The following is a 19,651-nucleotide window of genomic DNA, read 5'->3' on the forward strand; positions in this document are numbered from 1 at the left end:
ATTAGGCAGTTTTTGCGGCTATGTTTGGATAAATGTATAATTTTGGAAGCGCGCCGAACGATACTTGTCTTTTGATAGATGGCAATCGGCGTATCTTTGTAAACAAATTAATTCATTTATTATCATGAAAGACCTTTTATCTATTGTATCTCATTTTCAAATGCAGGGTACGGTTCGTGAAATCAAGCCTTTAGGCTCAGGCCTGATTAACGATACGTACAAAGTGACCACCGTTGAGGCCGATGCGCCGGACTATGTTCTGCAACGTATCAATCATGCCATTTTCCAGAATGTAGAGATGTTACAGTCTAATATCGAGGCTGTGACCGGGCATATCCGTAAGAAGCTGGAAGAGAAAGGAGAGGCCGATGTCGAGCGTAAAGTGCTTCATTTCATCCCCACGGCCGAAGGGAAAACCTATTGGTATGACGGTGAGAACTACTGGCGTATCATGACTTTTATTCCCCGTGCCAAGACTTACGAGACGGTGAACCCCGAATATTCCTATTATGCGGGAACTGCCTTCGGTAATTTCCAGGCTATGCTTGCCGACATTCCAGATACATTGGGCGAGACAATTCCCGATTTCCACAACATGGAGTTCCGCCTGAAGCAACTCCGTGACGCTGTGGCTGCCGATGCTGCGGGACGTGTGCAGGAGGTGCGGTATTTTCTGGATGAGATAGAAAAACGCGCTGATGAAATGTGTAAGGCAGAACGTCTGTACCGTGAAGGCAAACTGCCCAAACGGGTATGCCACTGTGATACGAAAGTAAACAACATGATGTTCGACGAAGACGGTACGGTGCTTTGTGTCATTGACCTGGATACGGTGATGCCCAGCTTCATCTTCTCCGATTATGGCGATTTCCTTCGCTCAGGTGCCAACACGGGGTTGGAAGACGACAAGAATCTGGATAATGTGAACTTCAATATGGAAATATTCCAGGCATTTACCAAGGGTTATCTGGAATCGGGCAAATCCTTCTTGTTGCCGATAGAGATTGAGAATCTGCCTTATGCGGCTGCCTTGTTCCCATACATGCAGTGCGTACGCTTCCTGGCAGATTATATCAACGGTGATACTTATTATAAAATCCTGTATCCGGAGCACAATCTTGTGCGTACCAAGGCTCAGTTCAAACTGTTGCAGAGCGTGGAGGAGCATACACCGGAGATGAAAAAATTCATTGACTCATGTATCTGAAAAAGTTTTTAATGACGATAGCGGCAGCTCTTTGCATGTTGCCGCTATCTGCAATTAATCCCCAAAATAGTAAAATGAAAGAATTGAATGTAAAGAAAGTAAGTGCGGCCAATATACCGGTAGAGTCGGTTCCGGCTCTTCTGGATGAAGAGAAGGTGGCGTTTCAGCCCGTAAACACAGTGAATTGGGCTGCTTTTCCTTATACTCCCGATGTGGAATTCCGCATAGCGCATACGGAAGATGCCATTCTGCTGCATTTCAAGGTAAGGGAAGCGAGTGTACGCGCAGTTGCAGGCCACGATAACGGTCCGGTTTGGGAAGATGCGTGTGTAGAGTTCTTCTCTGTGCCTGCCGATGACGGAGTGTACTACAATATGGAGTGTAATTGTGCCGGGACTCTGCTTATTGGGGCAGGTGCCGGACGTGGAAACCGCCAGCATGCCCCGCAAGAGGTGCTCGATAAAGTACAGCGTTGGGCTTCTTTGGGACGTGAGGCTTTCGACGAAAGAGTAGGTGAGTGTGCCTGGGAAGTGGCCCTGGTCATCCCTTATTCCGCTTTCTTCCTGCATGACATCACTTCGTTGGATGGAAAGACGCTCCGTGCCAATTTTTATAAATGCGGTGACAAGCTCCAGACTCCCCATTTCCTTTCCTGGAATCCGATAGGTCTGGAGAAGCCGAACTTCCATTGCCCGGAGTTCTTCGGTACCCTGCATTTCGAGTAGTAGTAGAACAAAAAATTACTCAACCTGCCCTCACCACTATCACCGCTTTTCTGAAACTCCCTATTCATCGCCCTTTCAAGGGTGAGTGAGAGCAAATAAAAAGGGTGAGGGCAAATTCTACCCTCACCCTTCCGAGCGTACCCGGTTGCTTCCTGCTTCTTTCCCCGTCTTTTATAGGACAAGACAGACCATTGTCTACAGAAACAGTATAATAAATACCCTTTATATACTTAATCCGTTAGTTCACAACACTGAACACTTTGTTCCAGCATTAGAGAACACTTTGTTTCAGTATAGAAAAACACTTTGTTTTCATATAATGGAACGAACTGTTTTGTTAAGGGAAACAAAGTGTTTTCTATAAGGAAACAAAATGTTTAGTTAAAGGAAACAGTTTGTTTAGCATACTGCCTGGAATGAATATGCATCAAAAAATAGTAAAAGACAATGCAGGAACTATTGTAGAGGAATATAGAAAAAGGCACGAACTACGCAGACTTACAGAAAAGAATTTATTCATCCGTATTGTCTGCGTGATTCGTGCCCGAAGAAGGGTGTTTACTTCACGATTCCTTTGGAATTCTTGATGAAGTTGATGATATTGTGTATCTCGTCACTCATCGGTACTTGGTCTTCAATCTTCTGCAAGGCATCCTGCACGCTGAAGTTTCCCTGGTATACCAGACGGTAGGCATTTACGATATGGCGCAATACACGTTCGCTCACCTGGTGTTTGTGTTGAAGCACAGCAGCGTTGATACCGTGGTATTCCGCCGGATTACCGTTCATGATGATATAGGGCGGCACATCCTTTGATATGCGGCAGCCAGCTTGAATCAGTACCCAACTTCCAATGTGGCAGTATTGGTGCAGAATGACGTTGCTACTCAGAATGGTGCAGTCGTCTATCTGACATTCTCCGGCTACGGTAGTCTTGATACCCAGTACACAATGGTTGCCTATCTGCACGTCGTGGCAGAGGTGTACACCATCCATCAGGTAGTTTTCATTGCCGATGCGGGTGGCGCTTCCTGCATGGGTAGCACGGCTGACAACCACGTTCTCGCGGATGTCGTTATTATCACCGATAATCAGCATGCTGTTCTCTCCCGTATAATGGAAGTCTTGCGGTTCGGCACCCAGAACGGCATTGTGATGCACCTTGTTCCCTTTTCCCATGCGGGTACCGTGCAGAATTTTTGCCCCCGACATAATAATACAGTCATCACCGATTTCCACGTTCCCTTCGATAAATGCAAAGGGCTGGATGGTTACATTCTTGCCGATTTTTGCGGTAGAATCTACATAAGCTAACGGACTTATCATAGTAATTAGCGATTAATGATTAATGATTAGTGATAAATGGTTAGTGATTAGGATTTACTATTTCATTAATCGCTAATCACTAATCACTTATCGCTCATTTTATTCTCTTCCTCCTCCAAGCGCTTGATACAGACTGATGACTGCCTGCATGCTGCTGAAGGTGTCGGATACTTCTGCAAGCTGTGCGCTGAGGTAAGACTGCTCGGCAGACAAGACTTCCAGATAGGTCGACGTGCCTAAGTTAAACAATTCTTTTGTATCTGAGGCAGCTTGGCGGGCAGAATTTACTTGAATAGTGCGTGAAACGGCTTTGTCCTTCTCCATTTGATACAGGTGCAGGGCGTTGCTCACTTCATTTCCGGCATTCAGCAGGGCGGTTTGGAACTGAATCTTAGCCTGCTCCTCTTGTGCCTTGGCTTGTTTCAGACGGGCAATGTTGGCACCGCGATAGAACAAGGGTTGCGTCAGCGAACCGATGGCGGAAGCCAGCAGTTTACCCGGGTTGACGATACCTGCACCGGAGTTATTGGTCCAGCCTCCCGAACCGCTCAATGTAATCTGCGGGTAGAAAGCGGCACGGGCGCTGTTGGTATTATAGTAGCTGGCAGCCAGTGACATCTCGGCAGCTTTCACGTCCGGACGGTTGGATAGCAACTGCAAGGGGATACCTACTGAAAATTCCGTAGGAAGCTGTTGCTCTTCCAGTACACCGCGTGCGATGCTCTGTGCCGGTTGGTGCAACATCAGGCAGAGGGCGTTTTCGGTTTCGCGTATGCTCTGGCGTATGTCGGGCAGTGATGCCATGACTTGAGCGTAGGCAGTGCGGCTCTGCTCTACGGCAGCAGAAGTGGTTCCGTAGATGCCTGCATCTTTCATGGCTTGCACGGTCTCCAGGTTCTTTTTCAGAATCTCGACGGTGCCTTCGGTGATTTGCAGTTGGCGGTCCAGCATCAGCAGGGTGTAGTACATGTTGGCTACGCCGGCGATGACTTGCGTCTGAACGGCTTGTTCGTAGAATTGCGTCTGCTTCAAGCTAACCTTTGCTTGTCGCTTCGGGTTCAGCAGTTGACCGAAGAGGTCGACTTGCCAGCTTGCGGTGACGGGCAGGGAGTAGATTTGTGTAGCCTTTCCCTTGTCCCAGCTGCTGACGGTTCCTTGAGGAGACAAGGCAAGCATCGGAGCATAGGCAAGGCGGGCAGACATCAGTGCGGCTTGTGCTTGTTTCACGTTCAAGGCGGCACTGCGCAGGTCACCGTTGTTGGTGAGTGCTTGCTCGATAAGTGTCTGCAGCTGTGGGTCTGTGAACACTTCTCTCCAAGGCAGATTACCGAAGTTGGCCGTATCTGCGGCTAATGTATCGTTCACGGACGCCGTGTCGCGATACAGTCCGGCAGTTGTCATGTCTTCGGGTCTGTCGTATGATTTGTAGATGTGGCAACTGCTCAATAAAGCAGTTGCGCACATCAGGCATATTATTTTCTTCATAATCGCTAATCGTTAATCACTATTTTGTATATTGTTCAATCTCCGGTTCTGCATCCGAGTTGTCCACATCTTCCCATTCCATCGGCTTGAATTTCTCCTGCAGGTACTGGAATGCCACGAACAGTGCGGGCACTATGAAGATTTGCAGAATCATACCGATTAACATACCGCCGATGGCAGACGTACCCAGCGTACGGTTACCGTTGGCACCCGCACCGGAAGCAAACATCAGCGGGAGCAGACCGACAATCATTGCCAACGACGTCATCAAGATAGGACGCAGACGGGCTGCGGCACCCAATACGGCTGCCCAGGTGATACTCATACCCATTCTGCGGCGTTCGAGGGCAAACTCTACAATCAAGATGGCATTCTTGGCCAACAGACCCATCAACATGATGAGGGCAATCTGCATATAGATGTCATTGGACATCGTACCCAGAATCATTTTCAGTGCCGGGATGCTGCCCAATGCGCCTATACCGCCTACAAAGAGGAAGCTACCCAGCAGACCGAACGGCACGGACAGCAATACGGATAAAGGCAGGATGTAGCTTTCGTACTGGGCACTCAGCAACAGATAAACGAATACGAAGCACAATATGAAGATGAGTCCCGTAGTGCTGCCACTCGTTTCGGCCTCTTCACGCGCCATACCTCCCAACTCATAACCGAAACCGGCAGGCAGGTTTTCCTGCGCCACTTCGGCAATGGCTTGCAGAGCCTGACCGGAAGTGTAGCCTGATGCGGGAGCCACCATCACCTTCATGGAGGTGTAGAGGTTGAAACGGCTGATGACGTCAGGACCATATACTTTCTTGATGGAGATGAACTGCGTGATAGGTGCCATCTCGTTGCCGTTGCGCACCTTGATGCTTTGCAGTGTTTCCATATTCTTGGTAGCATCAGGTTCGGCTTGTACCATTACGCGGTACATCTTACCGAAGCTGTTGAAGTTGGAAGCATACAAACCACCGTAATATCCCTGCAAGGTAGTCAAGATATCATTGGGGCTGATGCCTGCTTTCTTACAAGCGGCAGCATCAATGTCCAGCTGGTATTGCGGGAAGTGGGGGTTGAAGGAGGTCTTGGCGGAGTTGATTTCCGGACGCGCTTCCAGGGCAGCAGTATAGTTGTTCACCACGTCGAAGAAGTGGTTCAAATCACCACCCGTCTTGTCCTGCATGTTCAACTCGATGTCGCTTGAAGCCGAGTAACCCGGAATCATAGGTGGCGCGAAGAACAATACCTGCGCTTCCTTGATAATCTTTTGGGCGCGCATGTACAAGGTGGCGTACACAATCGTGGAGTTCTGCATCGTGGAACGTTCTTCCCAGTTCTTCAGCTTGATGATGAGTGAACCGTAGGAGGGGCCTTGACCGCCCAAGAAGCTATAACCTGAGATAACGGTACGTGACTGTACGGCAGGGTCTGCAGCAACCAAGCTGTCCACACGGTTCAAAATCTCTTGTGCGCGTTCTTGTGAAGTGCCCGGAGGCAGTGTCACAGCGCCCATGATGGTACCGGTGTCTTCGTTGGGCACCATACCGGTCGGGGTTATCTGCATGAATACGCCCAACAGTACAATAGAGCCGATAACCAGTCCTGCCGATATCCAGCGTTTCTGGATGAAGAACAGCACTTGTTTCTTATACTTGCCCAGGATACCGTTGTATGAGTCATTGAAGGATTGTTTGAACTTGTCGGTAGTCATACCTGCCAACGCCAGCACACTGATGATAATCATCAAGCTACACAGAATGGGGTGTTCGCTGAAGCTGAACAGACCGAAAATCATGCCCAGGATAGCTACCGTCACGAAGAGCAGTGTAATGCCGGGACGCATCAACCGGCCTATAGAGTCGGCATAACGTGCAATCATAATTTTGCGCGCTTCCTTGGCGGCAACGCCTACACGCTCTTTCAGACTTTCGTGTCCTCCATTATGAGGTTTCAAGAAGATGGCACACAGCGCAGGACTCAAGGTCAGGGCGTTCAGAGCCGAGAAACCGATGGCAATCGCCATGGTCAAACCGAACTGACGGTAGAAAGTACCTGCCGTACCTCCCATGAAGCTCACGGGAACGAATACGGACATCATCACCAACGTAATGGAGACGATGGCACCACCCAGTTCACTCATGGCGTCGATGGAAGCTGTACGGGCCGATTTGTAGCCCTGGTCCAGCTTGGCATGGACGCCCTCGACGACGACGATGGCATCATCGACCACAATCGCAATGGCAAGCACCATGGCCGAAAGGGTCAGCAAGTTGATACTGAAGCCAATCAGTTTCAATACGAAGAAGGTGGCAATCAACGCCACGGGAATGGCGATGGCGGGAATCAACGTGGAGCGCATATCCTGCAGGAAGATATACACTACGATGAACACCAGGATAAAGGCCTCGATCAATGTCTTGATTACCTCATGTATGGAAGCGAAGAGGAAGTCGTTGGCACTCTGTGCAATGTTTATCTTCAAGCCGGCGGGCAGTTTGCTGGAATAGTCGTCCAGTAGGGCCTCGATATCCGAGATGGTCTGCGTGGCATTACTGCCTGCCATCTGGAAAATGATACAACTCACGGCTTTATGTCCGTTTACCATATTGTTGAATCCGTATGACAGACGGCCCAGTTCCACATTTGCTACATCCTTCAGACGGAGTATTTCACCGTTCTCCAAGGCCTTGATGACAATGTTCTCGAACTCCGTAGTCTGTTGCAGACGTCCTTTGTAGCGCAGGGTATACTGGTAGGTTTGGTTACCGCGCTCACCCAACTGGCCGGGAGCCGCTTCGATGTTCTGTTCGCTCAAGGCGGCAACCACATCGTTGGGGATAAGTTTGTATTGGGCCATTACATCAGGTTTCAGCCAGATACGCATGGAGTAGTCTTGTCCCAATACCATGGCATCGCCCACACCGTTGACACGTTTCACCTCAGGGATAAGGTTGATGTTGGCGTAGTTTTCCAGGAACTCGATGTTGTACTGGTCTTTTTCATCATAGATGGAGAATACCATCAACATGGAAGTCTGGCGTTTACGGGTGGTTACACCGATTTTGGTAACTTCGGCAGGCAGCAAGCCTTGCGCCATGGAAACGCGGTTCTGTACGTTCACCGCTGCCATATCGGGGTCGGTACCTTGCTTGAAGTAGATGGAGATGTCGCCCGAACCGCTGTTGGTGGCGCTCGAACTCATATACATCATATTTTCCACACCGTTAATCTGGTCCTCCAGCGGAGCGATAACGGAGTTAAGCACCGTTTGGGCATTGGCACCTTGGTAAGTCGCACTTACCGATACGGTGGGAGGTGCAATGTCCGGGTATTGGGTGATAGGCAAGGTAGCCAGACCAATAACTCCTAAGATTACTATCAGGATGGAAATTACCGTTGATAGTACCGGACGGTTAATAAATCTATCTAATTTCATTTCATGAACAATTAAGGAATTAAAAATTGAAGAATTTTTTTATTTTTCATTCTTTCATTGAAACGCAGTCTGAATATTGCCTTCTTTCTGGTCTTTTAGGGCCTTCTGGTATTCGGCTTCCTTTTCAGCAGGCGTGATGGGCGTGATGGACTGTCCGTCCTTCAGGTTCTGTACCCCTTCGATAACGATTTTTTCGCCTGCTTTCAAACCTTCCGTCACGTAATAATACTTGCCGTCGTCTAAGCTGAACACTTTAACTTCGGTATTTTTCAGCGTGTTGTCCGGTTGCAGTACGAATACGAACTGCTTGTCCTGGATTTCGGTAGTGGCAGACTGTGGAATCATGATGACATCATGCAGCGGGTTGGGGAATACCACATTGCCGGTGCTTCCACTACGCAGCACGTTGTGCTTGTTGGGGAAGAGGGCACGCATGGTTACCGAACCGGTAGTCTGGTCAATGACTCCGCTGATTGTCTCCACGCGGCCACTGTCGGCATACATGGTTCCGTCGATGAGCTGCAACTGTACATCCGGCATCTTTTCCAGAATTTCCTTGGTGCTACCGCCTTCACGAATCTGTGACAAGAGTTGGCGTTCGGTCATGGAGAAGTAGGCGTACATTTCGGAGATGTCGGCAACGGTAGTCAGCGGGCTGGCTACGGAAGGACTAACCAAGCTACCTACGCGGTAGGGAATGCTACCTACTACACCGTCACTGGGGCTGGTTACACTGGTGTATGACAAGTTGTTCTTGGCATTGACCAATTGGGCATTGGCTTGTGCTAGTTGTGCCTTTGTCTGTGCCAGCTGGTTTTCGGCCATTTGCAAATCGTAGTCACTGATGATGTTTTTCTTGTTCAGTTCACGTTTGTTGTTTACAGTCAGTTCTTGTGTGTTTACGGCAGCTTTGGCTGTTTCAACAGCAGCTTTGGCCGAATTTACGGCTGCCTGATACTGTTGTACGGGGTCGATGCTGAACAACACTTGTCCTTTGCGCACTGTTGCGCCTTCATCCACGTGCAATTTTGTGATGAACCCACTCACCATCGGGCGGATTTCTACATCTTGTTTACCCTTGATAGTAGCAGGGTAGCTGTTTGTCAAGTTGGCAGTGGTGGTCTTTGCCTCAATCACTGCAAATTCGGGAGCTTTACCCGTTCCTTTGTCGCCTTGTCCGCAACTGCTGAGCAGTGCCAGGCAACATGCCAATAATACTAATCTACTCTTCATACTCTTTTTTGTTCTCTGTATAATTTTATATTCTTCTTTTTTTCGATTCTTGAAAGGCGTTTTTGTGTGTAATTCATGATTTAGAAATAAGGCAGGAAAAAGAAAACTGAATACTCCTATTCAGTTTTCGTCTGCAAAAATATTCTTTTCTTAGTATATAAGGTGTGAAACACTTCCTTTTTTAACTATGTTTCATACATAGATGAGAACGAAAGGACATTTTTTGATTAAAATACTGTAAAGCATACCGCTAATTGGCAGATAACCTTTATTTTTGCAGCATGTTAGAACGTAAACGCCATACTAAAATGAAGCCGCTTTTCCGCAGGTTGTTGGGGGGTGTTGCCATAGCTGCCGCACTGTATTCTTGTGCCAGTGTAGGCCGCATTGAAGGAGGACCTTATGATGAGACTCCTCCGCGTTTTATTTCCGGTACTCCCACGCCCGGCGCACTCCATCACAATAAAAATAAACTTTCCATTGAGTTCGACGAATTTATCAAGCTTGACAAGCCGAATGAGAAGATTGTAATATCCCCTCCGCAGGTGCAGCAGCCCGAAATTAAGTCTAATGGGAAGAAGGTGGTCATCACCCTGCAGGATACATTGAAACCCAATACCACTTATACATTCGATTTTGGTGATGCCATCCAGGATAATAATGAGGGGAATCCCTTGGAGAATTTCTTCTATTCTTTCTCTACGGGCGACCGTCTCGACTCTATGGCTGTGGCCGGTACAGTACTGAATGCGGCCAATCTTGAACCGGTGAAAGGAATGCTGGTCGGTCTGCATGCCAATCTGGCCGACTCCGCTTTTACCAAACTTCCTTTTGAGCGGGTGGGGCGTACGGACAGTCGCGGACGCTTCTCTATCCGTGGAGTGGCTCCCGGCAAGTATCGCATTTATGCCTTGCAGGATGCCGACCAGAATTTTGCCTATTCCCAGCCGACGGAAGTGATAGCTTTTAATGACTCTATCATCATTCCTTCCATGGAAGAGCGCATGCGCCAGGATACGACCTGGATAGACTCGCTGACAGTAGATACGATTGTAGAACGTCAATATACCCACTACCTTCCGGATGATGTTCTGCTGCGTGCTTTCAAGGAGCTTTCCTTCTCGCAACGTTTTTTGAAGGCCGAACGGTTGACTCCGGAGAAGTTTTCGCTCTATTTCACTGCTCCGGCAGACACGTTGCCTTTATTGAAAGGATTGAACTTTAATGAGGAAGATGCGTTTGTTATAGAACAGCCTACCGGCCGGAACGATACGATTCATTATTGGATAAAGGATTCTCTGCTCTATAAGCAGGATTCCCTGAAAATGAGTATCACCTATTTGTATACGGATAGCCTGAAACGATTGGTACCCCGTACCGATACTTTGAATGTGCTGGCGAAGTTGACATACGACAAGCAGCAGAAGCAGAAGCAGGAAGCGAAGGAAAAGGAACAGAAAGAGCGTGAGAAGAAAAAGAAGAAGTTGAAGGAAGGTGAGGTGGAAGAGCCCGAGCCGACGGAATTCCTGGCTGTAGATGTGTATGCCCCTTCTGCAATCGATGTATATGATTATCTTACTCTGTCGTTTACGGAGCCGGTGGCAAGCATAGATACCACCGCTTTCCATCTGAAACTGAAAGTGGACTCGTTGTGGCAGGATATCCCGTTCGACTTTATGCGCGACTCTTTGGACTTGAAGCGTTATAATCTGTTTGCCGAATGGGCACCCGGCGAAAGCTATACATTTGAAGTGGATTCTGCTGCCATACGCGGGTTGTACGGGTTGTTCTCCGACAAGATAAAGAAGGACTTCAAGGCCAAGAAGCTGGAAGAGTACGGGCAGATATTCTTTAATGTGCATGGAGCGGACTCTCTGGCTTTTGTGGAACTACTGGACGGTCAGGACAAAGTGCTGCGCACGGTGCCGGTGGTGGATGGGAAAGCCGATTTCTATTTCCTCAATCCGGGCAAATATGGAGCGCGGCTGATAAATGATACGAATGGGAATGGCGTCTGGGATACGGGAAACTATGCCGAGAAGCGCCAGCCTGAAATGGTTTACTATTATCCGATGGTTCTGGAGCTTAAAGCGAACTTTGATTTGACCCAGGAATGGGATATTAAGGCCAAGTCCCTGGATAGGCAGAAGCCGGACGAACTAAAAAAACAAAAACCAGATGAAGACAAGAAAAAGCAAAACAGGAACAAAAATAACCGCAGTGGCAATAGCAGCCGCAACAGTGGTAGAGGCCATAGCTATTAGGCGGAAGCAATTGTTCATTCTATTAATGGTGGGAGCGGTCTGTTTGGGAACCTCCCAGTCTGTTCAGGCCCAATGTACTGCAAAGAATGAAGCTTTCCAGTCGGGCGAGCATGTCATGTACGATTTATATTTCAATTGGAAGTTCATTTGGAAGAAGGTGGGTCTGGCAAGCCTCACTACCAATGCCACGACTTACCATTCCGAGCCTGCATTTCGCTTTAACTTGCTTTGTGTAGGCAGTAAAAAGACCGATTTTTTCTTCAAGATGCGTGATACGTTGACTTGTTATGTCAGCGATAGGTTGGAGCCGCTCTACTTCCGTAAAGCGGCAGAGGAGGGAAGCCGCCATACGGTGGACGAGGCTTGGTTCTCCTACTCGGACGGACTGGCGAATGTAAAGCAGAGACGCACCTGGCACAATCCCGTGCGTGAGGCTCAGGAGATGGAATACAGTGATAGTCGCTGTATCTTCGATATGTTGAGCATTTTGGCGCAGGCGCGCTCTTATGACCCTAAAGACTACAAGGTAGGGCAGAAGATACTCTTTCCCATGGCCACAGGACGCAGGGTGGAAGAGCAGACGTTGATTTACCGCGGCAAGGAGGAGGTCAAGGCGAATAACGACACCGTTTACCGCTGCTTGGTATTCTCTTTCGTAGAGTACAAGAAAGGTAAGGAGAAGGAGGTCATCACCTTCTTCGTATCCGATGATAAGAACCACCTTCCCATTCGCTTGGACATGTATTTGAATTTCGGTTCGGCCAAGGCATTCTTCAAGAGTGTCCGGGGCAACCGCTATCCGATGACGTCTGTGGTAAGGAAAAAGTGATGTTATCCCCTTTTCTAAATACACTGGATTCGAAAGTGGCAATCAGTTTTCCCTCCTGGTTGGTGACGTCGATCTGGTAATATCCGGTGGTGCGGCCGATGTAGCGTTCGCGTGCTTCGGCATACAGTACATCGCCCGGTCCGCTGCTGCGCAGGAAGGTGATATTGGACGAAAGAGAGAAGGCCAATGTTCCGTGGGAGTTGGCTGCTGCTGCCAGTGCCAGGTCGGCAAGGGTGAAGATGGCACCCCCTTGCGTACGGCCTCCCGCATTGAGATGCTCTGCCGTGATAACCAGGCGTGCCTTGCTGTATCCTTCCTTTATTTCTATCAGTTCTACACCTGCATTCGTGGCGAAGCGGTCGTTCTTAAAAAACTCTTGTGCGGTCATGGGGAGTAATGATTAATGTTTAGTGATTAATGATTAATGGGTGGAAAATATGTGCTTCCGGACGCAAAAGTAACGATTTTAGCCATTAATTGAATTATTTAGGCGGGTCAAATCTGTACACTTGCTCTACTTTTGCAGCAGGAAAAATCATAAACTCTTAATAAATAAATCCCTTATTATGAAAACAGTCCTCACTACATTGGGAATCTCCCTCCTTGTATTGGCAGGTTGCGCAGGGCAAAAGCAGGCTGAAAGCAACTTTATCCAAGAAAACATTGATAATGCTGTGGCTCAGGAGACAATTCAGACAGACATTATCGAAAAATCCGGTAAAATCCTTAATCCCCGTACCATTGATAAGGATGGGAACATTGTCTATGTACCTATCGACGATTGGTGTTCCGGCTTCTTCCCCGGTAATATCTGGCATATGTACGAGTTGACCGGTGACCAGAAGTGGCTGCCGCTGGCAGAGAAGTATACCGAGGATTTGGATTCGGTACAATACCTTACCTGGCACCATGATGTGGGCTTTATGATTGGCAGCAGCTACCTGAACGGATACCGTTTTGCGGGTAAGGAGGAGTACAAGCCGGTCATCATACAGACAGCCAAATCATTGTCTACCCGTTTCCGCCCTGCAGCAGGCGTACTTCAGTCATGGGATGCAGACAAGGGGTGGCAGGCTGAACGTGGCTGGAAATGTCCCGTTATCATTGATAATATGATGAACCTCGAACTGCTGTTCGAAGCTTCCAAGCTGTCCGGCGACTCCACTTTCTATAACATAGCCCGGAAGCACGCCGATACGACTATGGCTAACCATTTCCGTGAGGACAACAGCTGCTATCATGTGGTGGATTATGACCCCGAAACCGGTGAAGTCCGTAAGAGACAGACTGCACAAGGCTATGCCGACGAGTCTGCTTGGGCACGTGGACAAGCGTGGGCCTTGTACGGCTATACCATGTGCTATCGCTATACACACGATGCCAAATACCTGGAACAGGCTGAAAAGGTCTACAACTTTATCTTCAACAACAAGAATCTTCCGGAAGACTTGGTTCCCTACTGGGATTTCGATGCTCCCAATATCCCGAATGAACCTCGCGATGCTTCGGCAGCTGCCTGCACGGCGTCCGCCCTTTACGAGCTGAGTACTTATCTGCCGGATAAGGGATACAAGGAAACCGCCGACCGGATTATGGAAAGCCTCGCTTCTCCTTCCTACCGTGCCAAGGTGGGTACCAACGGCAACTTCATCCTGATGCACTCTGTGGGCAGTATTCCTCACGGTGCGGAGATTGATGTACCGCTGAATTATGCCGACTATTACTTCCTGGAAGGATTGATGCGTAAAAGAGACTTGGAAAAATGAAAACTCAATTAAATATTTTGTTAGGTGGTTTAGGTTTGTTCGCCTTGCAGGGCTGTAAAGCCCCGCAGGCGGAACAATCCGTCCAGCCGAATGTCATTTACGTTTTTCCCGACCAATACCGTAATCAGGCGATGGAGTTCTGGGGCCAGGAAGGTTTTCGCGAGAAAGTGAACTTTCGGAATGACCCGGTGCATACCCCACGCTTGAATGATTTTGCCCGGGAGTCGGTGGTATTGACATCTGCCATGAGCAACTGCCCGTTGAGCAGTCCCCACCGTGGTTCTCTGTTGACGGGAATGTATCCTAATAAGAGTGGTATTCCATTGAATTGCAATTCGAGCCGTCCCATCAGCTCCCTGCGTGAGGATGCTGTGTGTGTGAGTGATGTTTTCTGCAATGCCGGATATGACTGTGCCTACTTTGGCAAACTGCATGCCGACTTTCCTACCCCCAACGACCCCGAACGTCCCGGACAGTATGTGGAAGACCGTGTACCTGCATGGGATGCCTATACGCCGAAAGAACGTCGTCATGGGTTCAATTACTGGTATTCTTACGGTACCTTTGACGAACACAAGAATCCGCATTACTGGGATACGGAAGGCCGTCGCCACGACCCGCGCGAGTGGTCACCGTTACACGAATCGGGCAAGGTGGTGTCTTATCTGAAGAACGAGGGGAATGTACGCGACCCGAAGAAACCTTTCTTCATTATGGTAGGCATGAATCCTCCCCATAGTCCGTACCGTTCTTTGGACGACTGTATGGAGGAAGATTTCAATCTCTATAAAAACCAGCCTCTGGACAGCTTGCTCGTCCGTCCGAATGCCGACTCCAAGATGCTCAAGGCAGAGAGTGCACGCTACTACTTTGCTTCTGTGACGGGTGTCGACCGTGCTTTCGGTCAGATACTTGATGCCTTGAAGGAACTCGGGCTGGACAAGAATACCATTGTCGTGTTTGCCTCCGACCATGGAGAGACCATGTGTAGCCAGCATACGGAAGACCCGAAGAATTCCCCGTACTCCGAGTCCATGAACGTTCCTTTCTTGGTGCGTTTTCCCGATAAGATTAAGCCTCGCGTGGACGACTTGATGCTTTCCTCGCCGGACATCATGCCTACCTTGTTGGGGCTTGCCGGTCTTGCCGACTCCATTCCGGCCGAGGTGCAGGGGCGCAACTATGCACCGCTTTTCTTCGATGAAAAGGCGGATATTGTACGTCCCACCGGCGCTCTCTACATCCAGAACCTGGACGGTGAGAAGGATGCGGAAGGCATGGTCCGTTCCTACTTCCCTTCGTCGCGCGGCTTTAAATCGGCGCGCTACACGCTGGCGCTCTACATTGACCGCGAAAACCATAAGCTGGTCAAAAGTTTGTTGTTTGACGATGAAAAGGACCCGTATCAGATGAATAACCTTTCTTTGGAAGAAAACCAAGAAGTCGTAAAAGACCTTTGCGCAGAGATGGGCAAAGTGTTGAAAGAGATTGATGATCCTTGGTATAAGGAAGGTATCTTGAAGGATATGATACCTTATTGATTGGAAATGGGTTATAGATAATCCTCCATAAATTGCTTGAACGTTTTTTGCGACCCGCTTCGACTGATAGTGAACTATTTGTCGGAGCGGGTTGTTTGATTCAGAGTGGAATAAATTACCAATACGTATTAAGTAAATGATGGAGATGAAGTATAGACTATGGGCTTGTTTGTTGTTTTTGCCGATGGTCCTTTGGGCGTCCGGGCGTCCGAAAGTGGCTGTCGTACTCAGTGGGGGTGGCGCCAAAGGGACGGCGCATATCGGTGCTCTGAAAGTAATTGAAGAAGCGGGTATCCCTATAGATTATGTGGTGGGCACTAGTATGGGGGCCATTGTGGGCGGTTTGTATTCTATCGGATATACCCCGCAGCAATTGGACAGTATGGTGAATGCCCAGAACTGGAAATTCTTGCTCTCGGATGCCCCCAATCCTAAGGATGTGTTGCTGGATGACCGGTTGAAGTCGGAGCGCTATGTACTCTCCATTCCGTTTTCTTTGAAATCTGCCGCTGTTTCGGATGCGGGTATCATAAAAGGGAAGAACCTGGCACGTTTGTTCTCCACGTTGACAGAAGGTTACCAGGATTCTGTGGATTTTAGCCGTCTTCCTATTCCATTTGCCTGCGTGTCGGAAAATCTGGTGAATGGCAGCGAAGTAGTGTTCCATGAGGGAATACTGGCCACTGCCATGCGTTCCAGCATGTCCATTCCCGGTGTGTTTGCTCCGGTAGACCTGGATGGAATGGTGTTGGTGGACGGTGGAATGGTGAATAACTATCCGGTAGATGTGGCGCTTGCCATGGGGGCCGACTACATTATCGGGGTGGATGTGCAGAGTCCGCTGCTTAAGGCTTCCGAGCTGAAATCGGTGAAAGACATCTTCGGGCAAATCATCAATCTGCAAGGAGAGAAGAAATACCGTGAGAATCTGCGTAATACCGACGTGTTGATAAAGGTGGATGTCACCGGCTATTCGGCTGCAAGTTTCACCAAAGAGGCCATCGACACTTTGATGGTGCGGGGAGAGCGTGCTGCCATGGACAGTTGGGACGGACTGCTTGCCCTGAAACGGAAGCTGGGACTTGCAGAAGATTATCAGCCTCGCCGCCCGGGACCTTTCCGCTTGCCCGGCGCGGCTGTTGATAGGGAGATTCCCGTTGATTCCCAAATAGCCGCCCCTGCTGTACGGGAGAACAAGCTGAATGTCGGTTTTCGTTTTGATACGGAAGAACTGGCGGCGTTGCAGGCAAATACGGACTTCTATTTCGGCCGGCAGCGGGAGTCGCTGGCCAGCCTCACCGCCCGTCTGGGCAAGCGTACTCTGGCACGACTCGGATATAGTTATCAGTGGGACGGTGGATGGCAGGCAGGACTTGCCTATCAGTTCGACTATAAAGATATGAATATTTATAATGAAGGCAAACGGGCGCTGGATTTGACTTTTACACATCAGCTGGTCCGTATGGGGGCGGCGAAGGACTGGAACAATATCCAGGTCAGTTTGGGCATTGACTTTGATTACTACCACTATCATGATTTGCTGTCGCTCGACCCGTTGGCTTCGGCACTGTTTGAGAATTCGTCCTTATTCAGTTACTTTGCCGGACTTGTGTTCAACAACTTGAATGAGAGGAGCGCCCCTACAAAAGGCATGTCGTGGGCGGTATCCTACCATCTCTATACGGATAACCTCTTCCAGTATAAAGACAACAATCCTATTTCTGTTTTCGATGTCCGTTGGCAGGGATGTTTCTCTCCGTCGAGTAAGCTCACTGTCACTCCTTCGTTTTATGGACGCGTATTGTCCGGAAGCGATAATTATCCTTTTGCCATCATCAATATGGTGGGGGGGACCATACCGGGGCGCTATATGCCACAGCAGATACCGTTTACGGGCATCAACCGTGCGGAACTGTCACAAGCCGCATTGCTGGTTGCAGGGCTGAACCTCAGACAGCGTATCTTGAAAAACCAGTATATATCAGTGATGGGCAGTTATGGGCGAAACTCCGGGAAGTTTCATCAGATTCTTGACTCTTCCGAATCGGTTGATATGGCAGGGGTAGGCATCGGCTATATGTACAAGAGTTTTCTGGGACCAGTGGAGATACAATTGAATTGGTCCAACCAGACGAAGAAAGTAGGGTGGTATGCCGGGTTCGGATTCGTATTCTAACAGGGATGTATCAAAATACACAATCACCATAGGATTATACAGATTTTATTTTTCAGTTAAAAGAACAGAAGAACAAGAGAGAGAAATATGTTCTTTTGTTCTTCTGTCTAAAACTTACCCCAATCTGTATGATTCTGTGGTGAGTTATGATACCTTCGTTATTTATTCAGCTTCCATTCGCTTCCGTCCTTACCGTCCTTAATCTCGAAACCGAGCGCGGTGAGTTCATTGCGGATTTTGTCGGATGTAGCCCAATCTTTGTTGGCTTTTGCCTTTGAACGCTCTTCCAATAGCATGTCCACTACTTTGCCGAAGGCGGCTTCACGCTCTTCGTTGGAGGCGTTGTCTTCTTGTAATCCTAAGATGTCGAAGCAGAAGAGGTGGAAGGTTTCCTTCAATTCTTTCAGGTCTTCGGCTGTGATGGAATCGTTTCCAGCTAGGATATTGTTTACCATCTTGGCGCCGTCGAAGAGGTGGGCGATGACAATCGGTGAGTTCAAGTCATCATTCATGGCTTCGTAACACTTGGCACGCAGGGTTTTCACGTCTATGGTGGAGGTTGCAGCAGGGGTAATCTTGTCCAGTCCATGTACAGCATCCATCAGTCTTGCCAATCCCTTTTCGGCGGCTTGCAGAGCTTCGTTGCTGAAGTCTACCGTACTGCGGTAGTGGGCTTGCAGGGTGAAGAAGCGGATGGTCATTGGGCTGTAGGCTTGCTCCAGCATGGGGTGTGTGCCTTTGAAGAGCTCTTCCAATGTGATGAAGTTACCGTAAGACTTACCCATTTTCTGTCCGTTCACGGTCAGCATGTTGTTGTGCATCCAATAATGTACCATATCTTCCCCTTGGGAAGCTACGGATTGTGCAATCTCGCATTCGTGATGCGGGAAGATAAGGTCCATACCGCCACCATGAATGTCGAAGTGCTCGCCCAAGTATTTCTTTCCCATGGCTGTACATTCGGCGTGCCAGCCGGGGAAGCCGTCGCTCCACGGGGAAGGCCAACGCATGATGTGTTCCGGTTGCGCACATTTCCAGAGGGCAAAGTCTGCGGGGTTGTGCTTCTCGCTCTGTCCGTCCAGTTCGCGGGTGGTGTTGAGAACATCATCCAGGTTGCGTCCGGAGAGCTTGCCGTAGTGATGGTCCTTATTGTATTTTTCTACATCGAAATAAACGGAACCTTCACTTTCGTAGGCATATCCGTTCTTCAATATCTCCTTTACAAGTTCTATCTGTTCGATGATGTGGCCGCTGGCATGTGGCTCGATACTGGGAGACAGCACATTCAATGCATCCATCGCCTTATGATAGCGGTTGATGTAGTACTGTGCCACTTCCATTGGTTCCAGTTGTTCCAGACGGGCTTTTTTCGCAATCTTGTCTTCACCTTCGTCGGCATCGTGCTCCAGATGGCCCACGTCGGTAATGTTGCGGACATAGCGCACCTTGTAGCCGATGTGCGTCAGGTAGCGGAACAGCAGGTCGAAAGTGATGGCAGGGCGTGCATGTCCCAAGTGCGGGTCACCGTACACGGTCGGTCCGCAGACATACATGCCTACATGCGGTGCATGCAGCGGTACGAACAGCTCTTTTTTTCTATTTAAAGTGTTGTAAATGGTCAGTTGATGTTCCATAACAGTTGATTATTAGTTCTTTTAGG

The 19,651-nt window shown here is 48.9% G+C and carries 13 protein-coding genes; 7 read left to right on the forward strand and 6 right to left on the reverse strand.

What is annotated here, in order from left to right; all coding sequences use genetic code 11:
• Positions 1-124 precede the first annotated feature (124 nt).
• Positions 125-1,207 (forward strand): phosphotransferase enzyme family protein, encoded by a 1,083-nt coding sequence (locus tag NQ510_RS05485; protein ID WP_005826031.1) that lies wholly within the window; start codon positions 125-127, stop codon positions 1,205-1,207.
• Positions 1,198-1,932 carry a carbohydrate-binding family 9-like protein gene (locus NQ510_RS05490; RefSeq protein ID WP_005826029.1) on the forward strand — a complete coding sequence of 245 codons (735 nt, stop codon included), beginning with the start codon at positions 1,198-1,200 and terminating at the stop codon, positions 1,930-1,932. Before NQ510_RS05485 ends, NQ510_RS05490 begins: the two co-directional genes overlap by 10 nt.
• A 558-nt stretch (positions 1,933-2,490) precedes the next feature.
• Here NQ510_RS05490 and lpxA read toward each other — a convergent pair.
• The 4 genes from lpxA to NQ510_RS05510 form a co-directional block, all read right to left on the reverse strand.
• Positions 2,491-3,258 carry an acyl-ACP--UDP-N-acetylglucosamine O-acyltransferase gene (gene lpxA / locus NQ510_RS05495; RefSeq protein ID WP_005826023.1) on the reverse strand — a complete coding sequence of 256 codons (768 nt, stop codon included), beginning with the start codon at positions 3,256-3,258 and terminating at the stop codon, positions 2,491-2,493.
• 99 nt (positions 3,259-3,357) lie between these two features.
• Positions 3,358-4,743: a TolC family protein gene (locus NQ510_RS05500; RefSeq protein ID WP_005826021.1), complete on the reverse strand. Its 1,386-nt coding sequence runs from the start codon at positions 4,741-4,743 to the stop codon at positions 3,358-3,360.
• A gap of 19 nt (positions 4,744-4,762) precedes the next feature.
• A complete protein-coding gene (locus NQ510_RS05505) occupies positions 4,763-8,182 on the reverse strand; it encodes an efflux RND transporter permease subunit (RefSeq protein WP_005826019.1) in 3,420 nt (1,139 codons plus the stop codon).
• Between the two features lie 54 nt (positions 8,183-8,236).
• Positions 8,237-9,415 carry an efflux RND transporter periplasmic adaptor subunit gene (locus NQ510_RS05510; protein ID WP_005826017.1) on the reverse strand — a complete coding sequence of 393 codons (1,179 nt, stop codon included), beginning with the start codon at positions 9,413-9,415 and terminating at the stop codon, positions 8,237-8,239.
• Positions 9,416-9,696: 281 nt separating this feature from the next.
• Here NQ510_RS05510 and NQ510_RS05515 point away from each other — a divergent pair, with 281 nt between their 5' ends.
• Together NQ510_RS05515 and NQ510_RS05520 are read left to right on the forward strand one after the other, a co-directional pair.
• Entirely contained in the window at positions 9,697-11,679 is a 1,983-nt protein-coding gene (locus tag NQ510_RS05515; RefSeq protein ID WP_005826015.1) for an Ig-like domain-containing domain, read from the forward strand.
• A complete protein-coding gene (locus tag NQ510_RS05520) occupies positions 11,594-12,508 on the forward strand; it encodes a DUF3108 domain-containing protein (protein ID WP_080545834.1) in 915 nt (304 codons plus the stop codon). The genes NQ510_RS05515 and NQ510_RS05520 overlap by 86 nt, the downstream gene beginning before the upstream one ends.
• Here NQ510_RS05520 and NQ510_RS05525 read toward each other — a convergent pair.
• Complete coding sequence (locus tag NQ510_RS05525) at positions 12,453-12,896, reverse strand: PaaI family thioesterase (RefSeq protein ID WP_005826009.1); 444 nt, start codon at positions 12,894-12,896, stop codon at positions 12,453-12,455. The two genes, NQ510_RS05520 and NQ510_RS05525, sit on opposite strands and share 56 nt — an antisense overlap.
• A gap of 178 nt (positions 12,897-13,074) precedes the next feature.
• Between NQ510_RS05525 and NQ510_RS05530 the strand changes: the two genes are divergently transcribed.
• From NQ510_RS05530 to NQ510_RS05540, 3 genes are all read left to right on the forward strand, one after another.
• Entirely contained in the window at positions 13,075-14,274 is a 1,200-nt protein-coding gene (locus NQ510_RS05530; RefSeq protein ID WP_005826007.1) for a glycoside hydrolase family 88 protein, read from the forward strand.
• The gene (locus NQ510_RS05535; protein ID WP_016272089.1) at positions 14,271-15,815 is read left to right on the forward strand and encodes a sulfatase family protein; all 1,545 of its coding nucleotides are present in this window, start codon (positions 14,271-14,273) and stop codon (positions 15,813-15,815) included. The genes NQ510_RS05530 and NQ510_RS05535 overlap by 4 nt, the downstream gene beginning before the upstream one ends.
• 145 nt (positions 15,816-15,960) lie before the next feature.
• Entirely contained in the window at positions 15,961-17,991 is a 2,031-nt protein-coding gene (locus NQ510_RS05540; protein WP_016272088.1) for a patatin-like phospholipase family protein, read from the forward strand.
• Positions 17,992-18,149: 158 nt separating this feature from the next.
• Here NQ510_RS05540 and cysS read toward each other — a convergent pair whose 3' ends face one another.
• Positions 18,150-19,625, reverse strand: a complete 1,476-nt coding sequence (gene cysS, locus NQ510_RS05545; protein ID WP_005825999.1) for a cysteine--tRNA ligase — start codon at positions 19,623-19,625, stop codon at positions 18,150-18,152.
• Positions 19,626-19,651: the final 26 nt, after the last annotated feature.

The sequence above is a fragment of the Bacteroides uniformis genome, from assembly GCF_025147485.1.
Lineage (GTDB): Bacteria > Bacteroidota > Bacteroidia > Bacteroidales > Bacteroidaceae > Bacteroides > Bacteroides uniformis.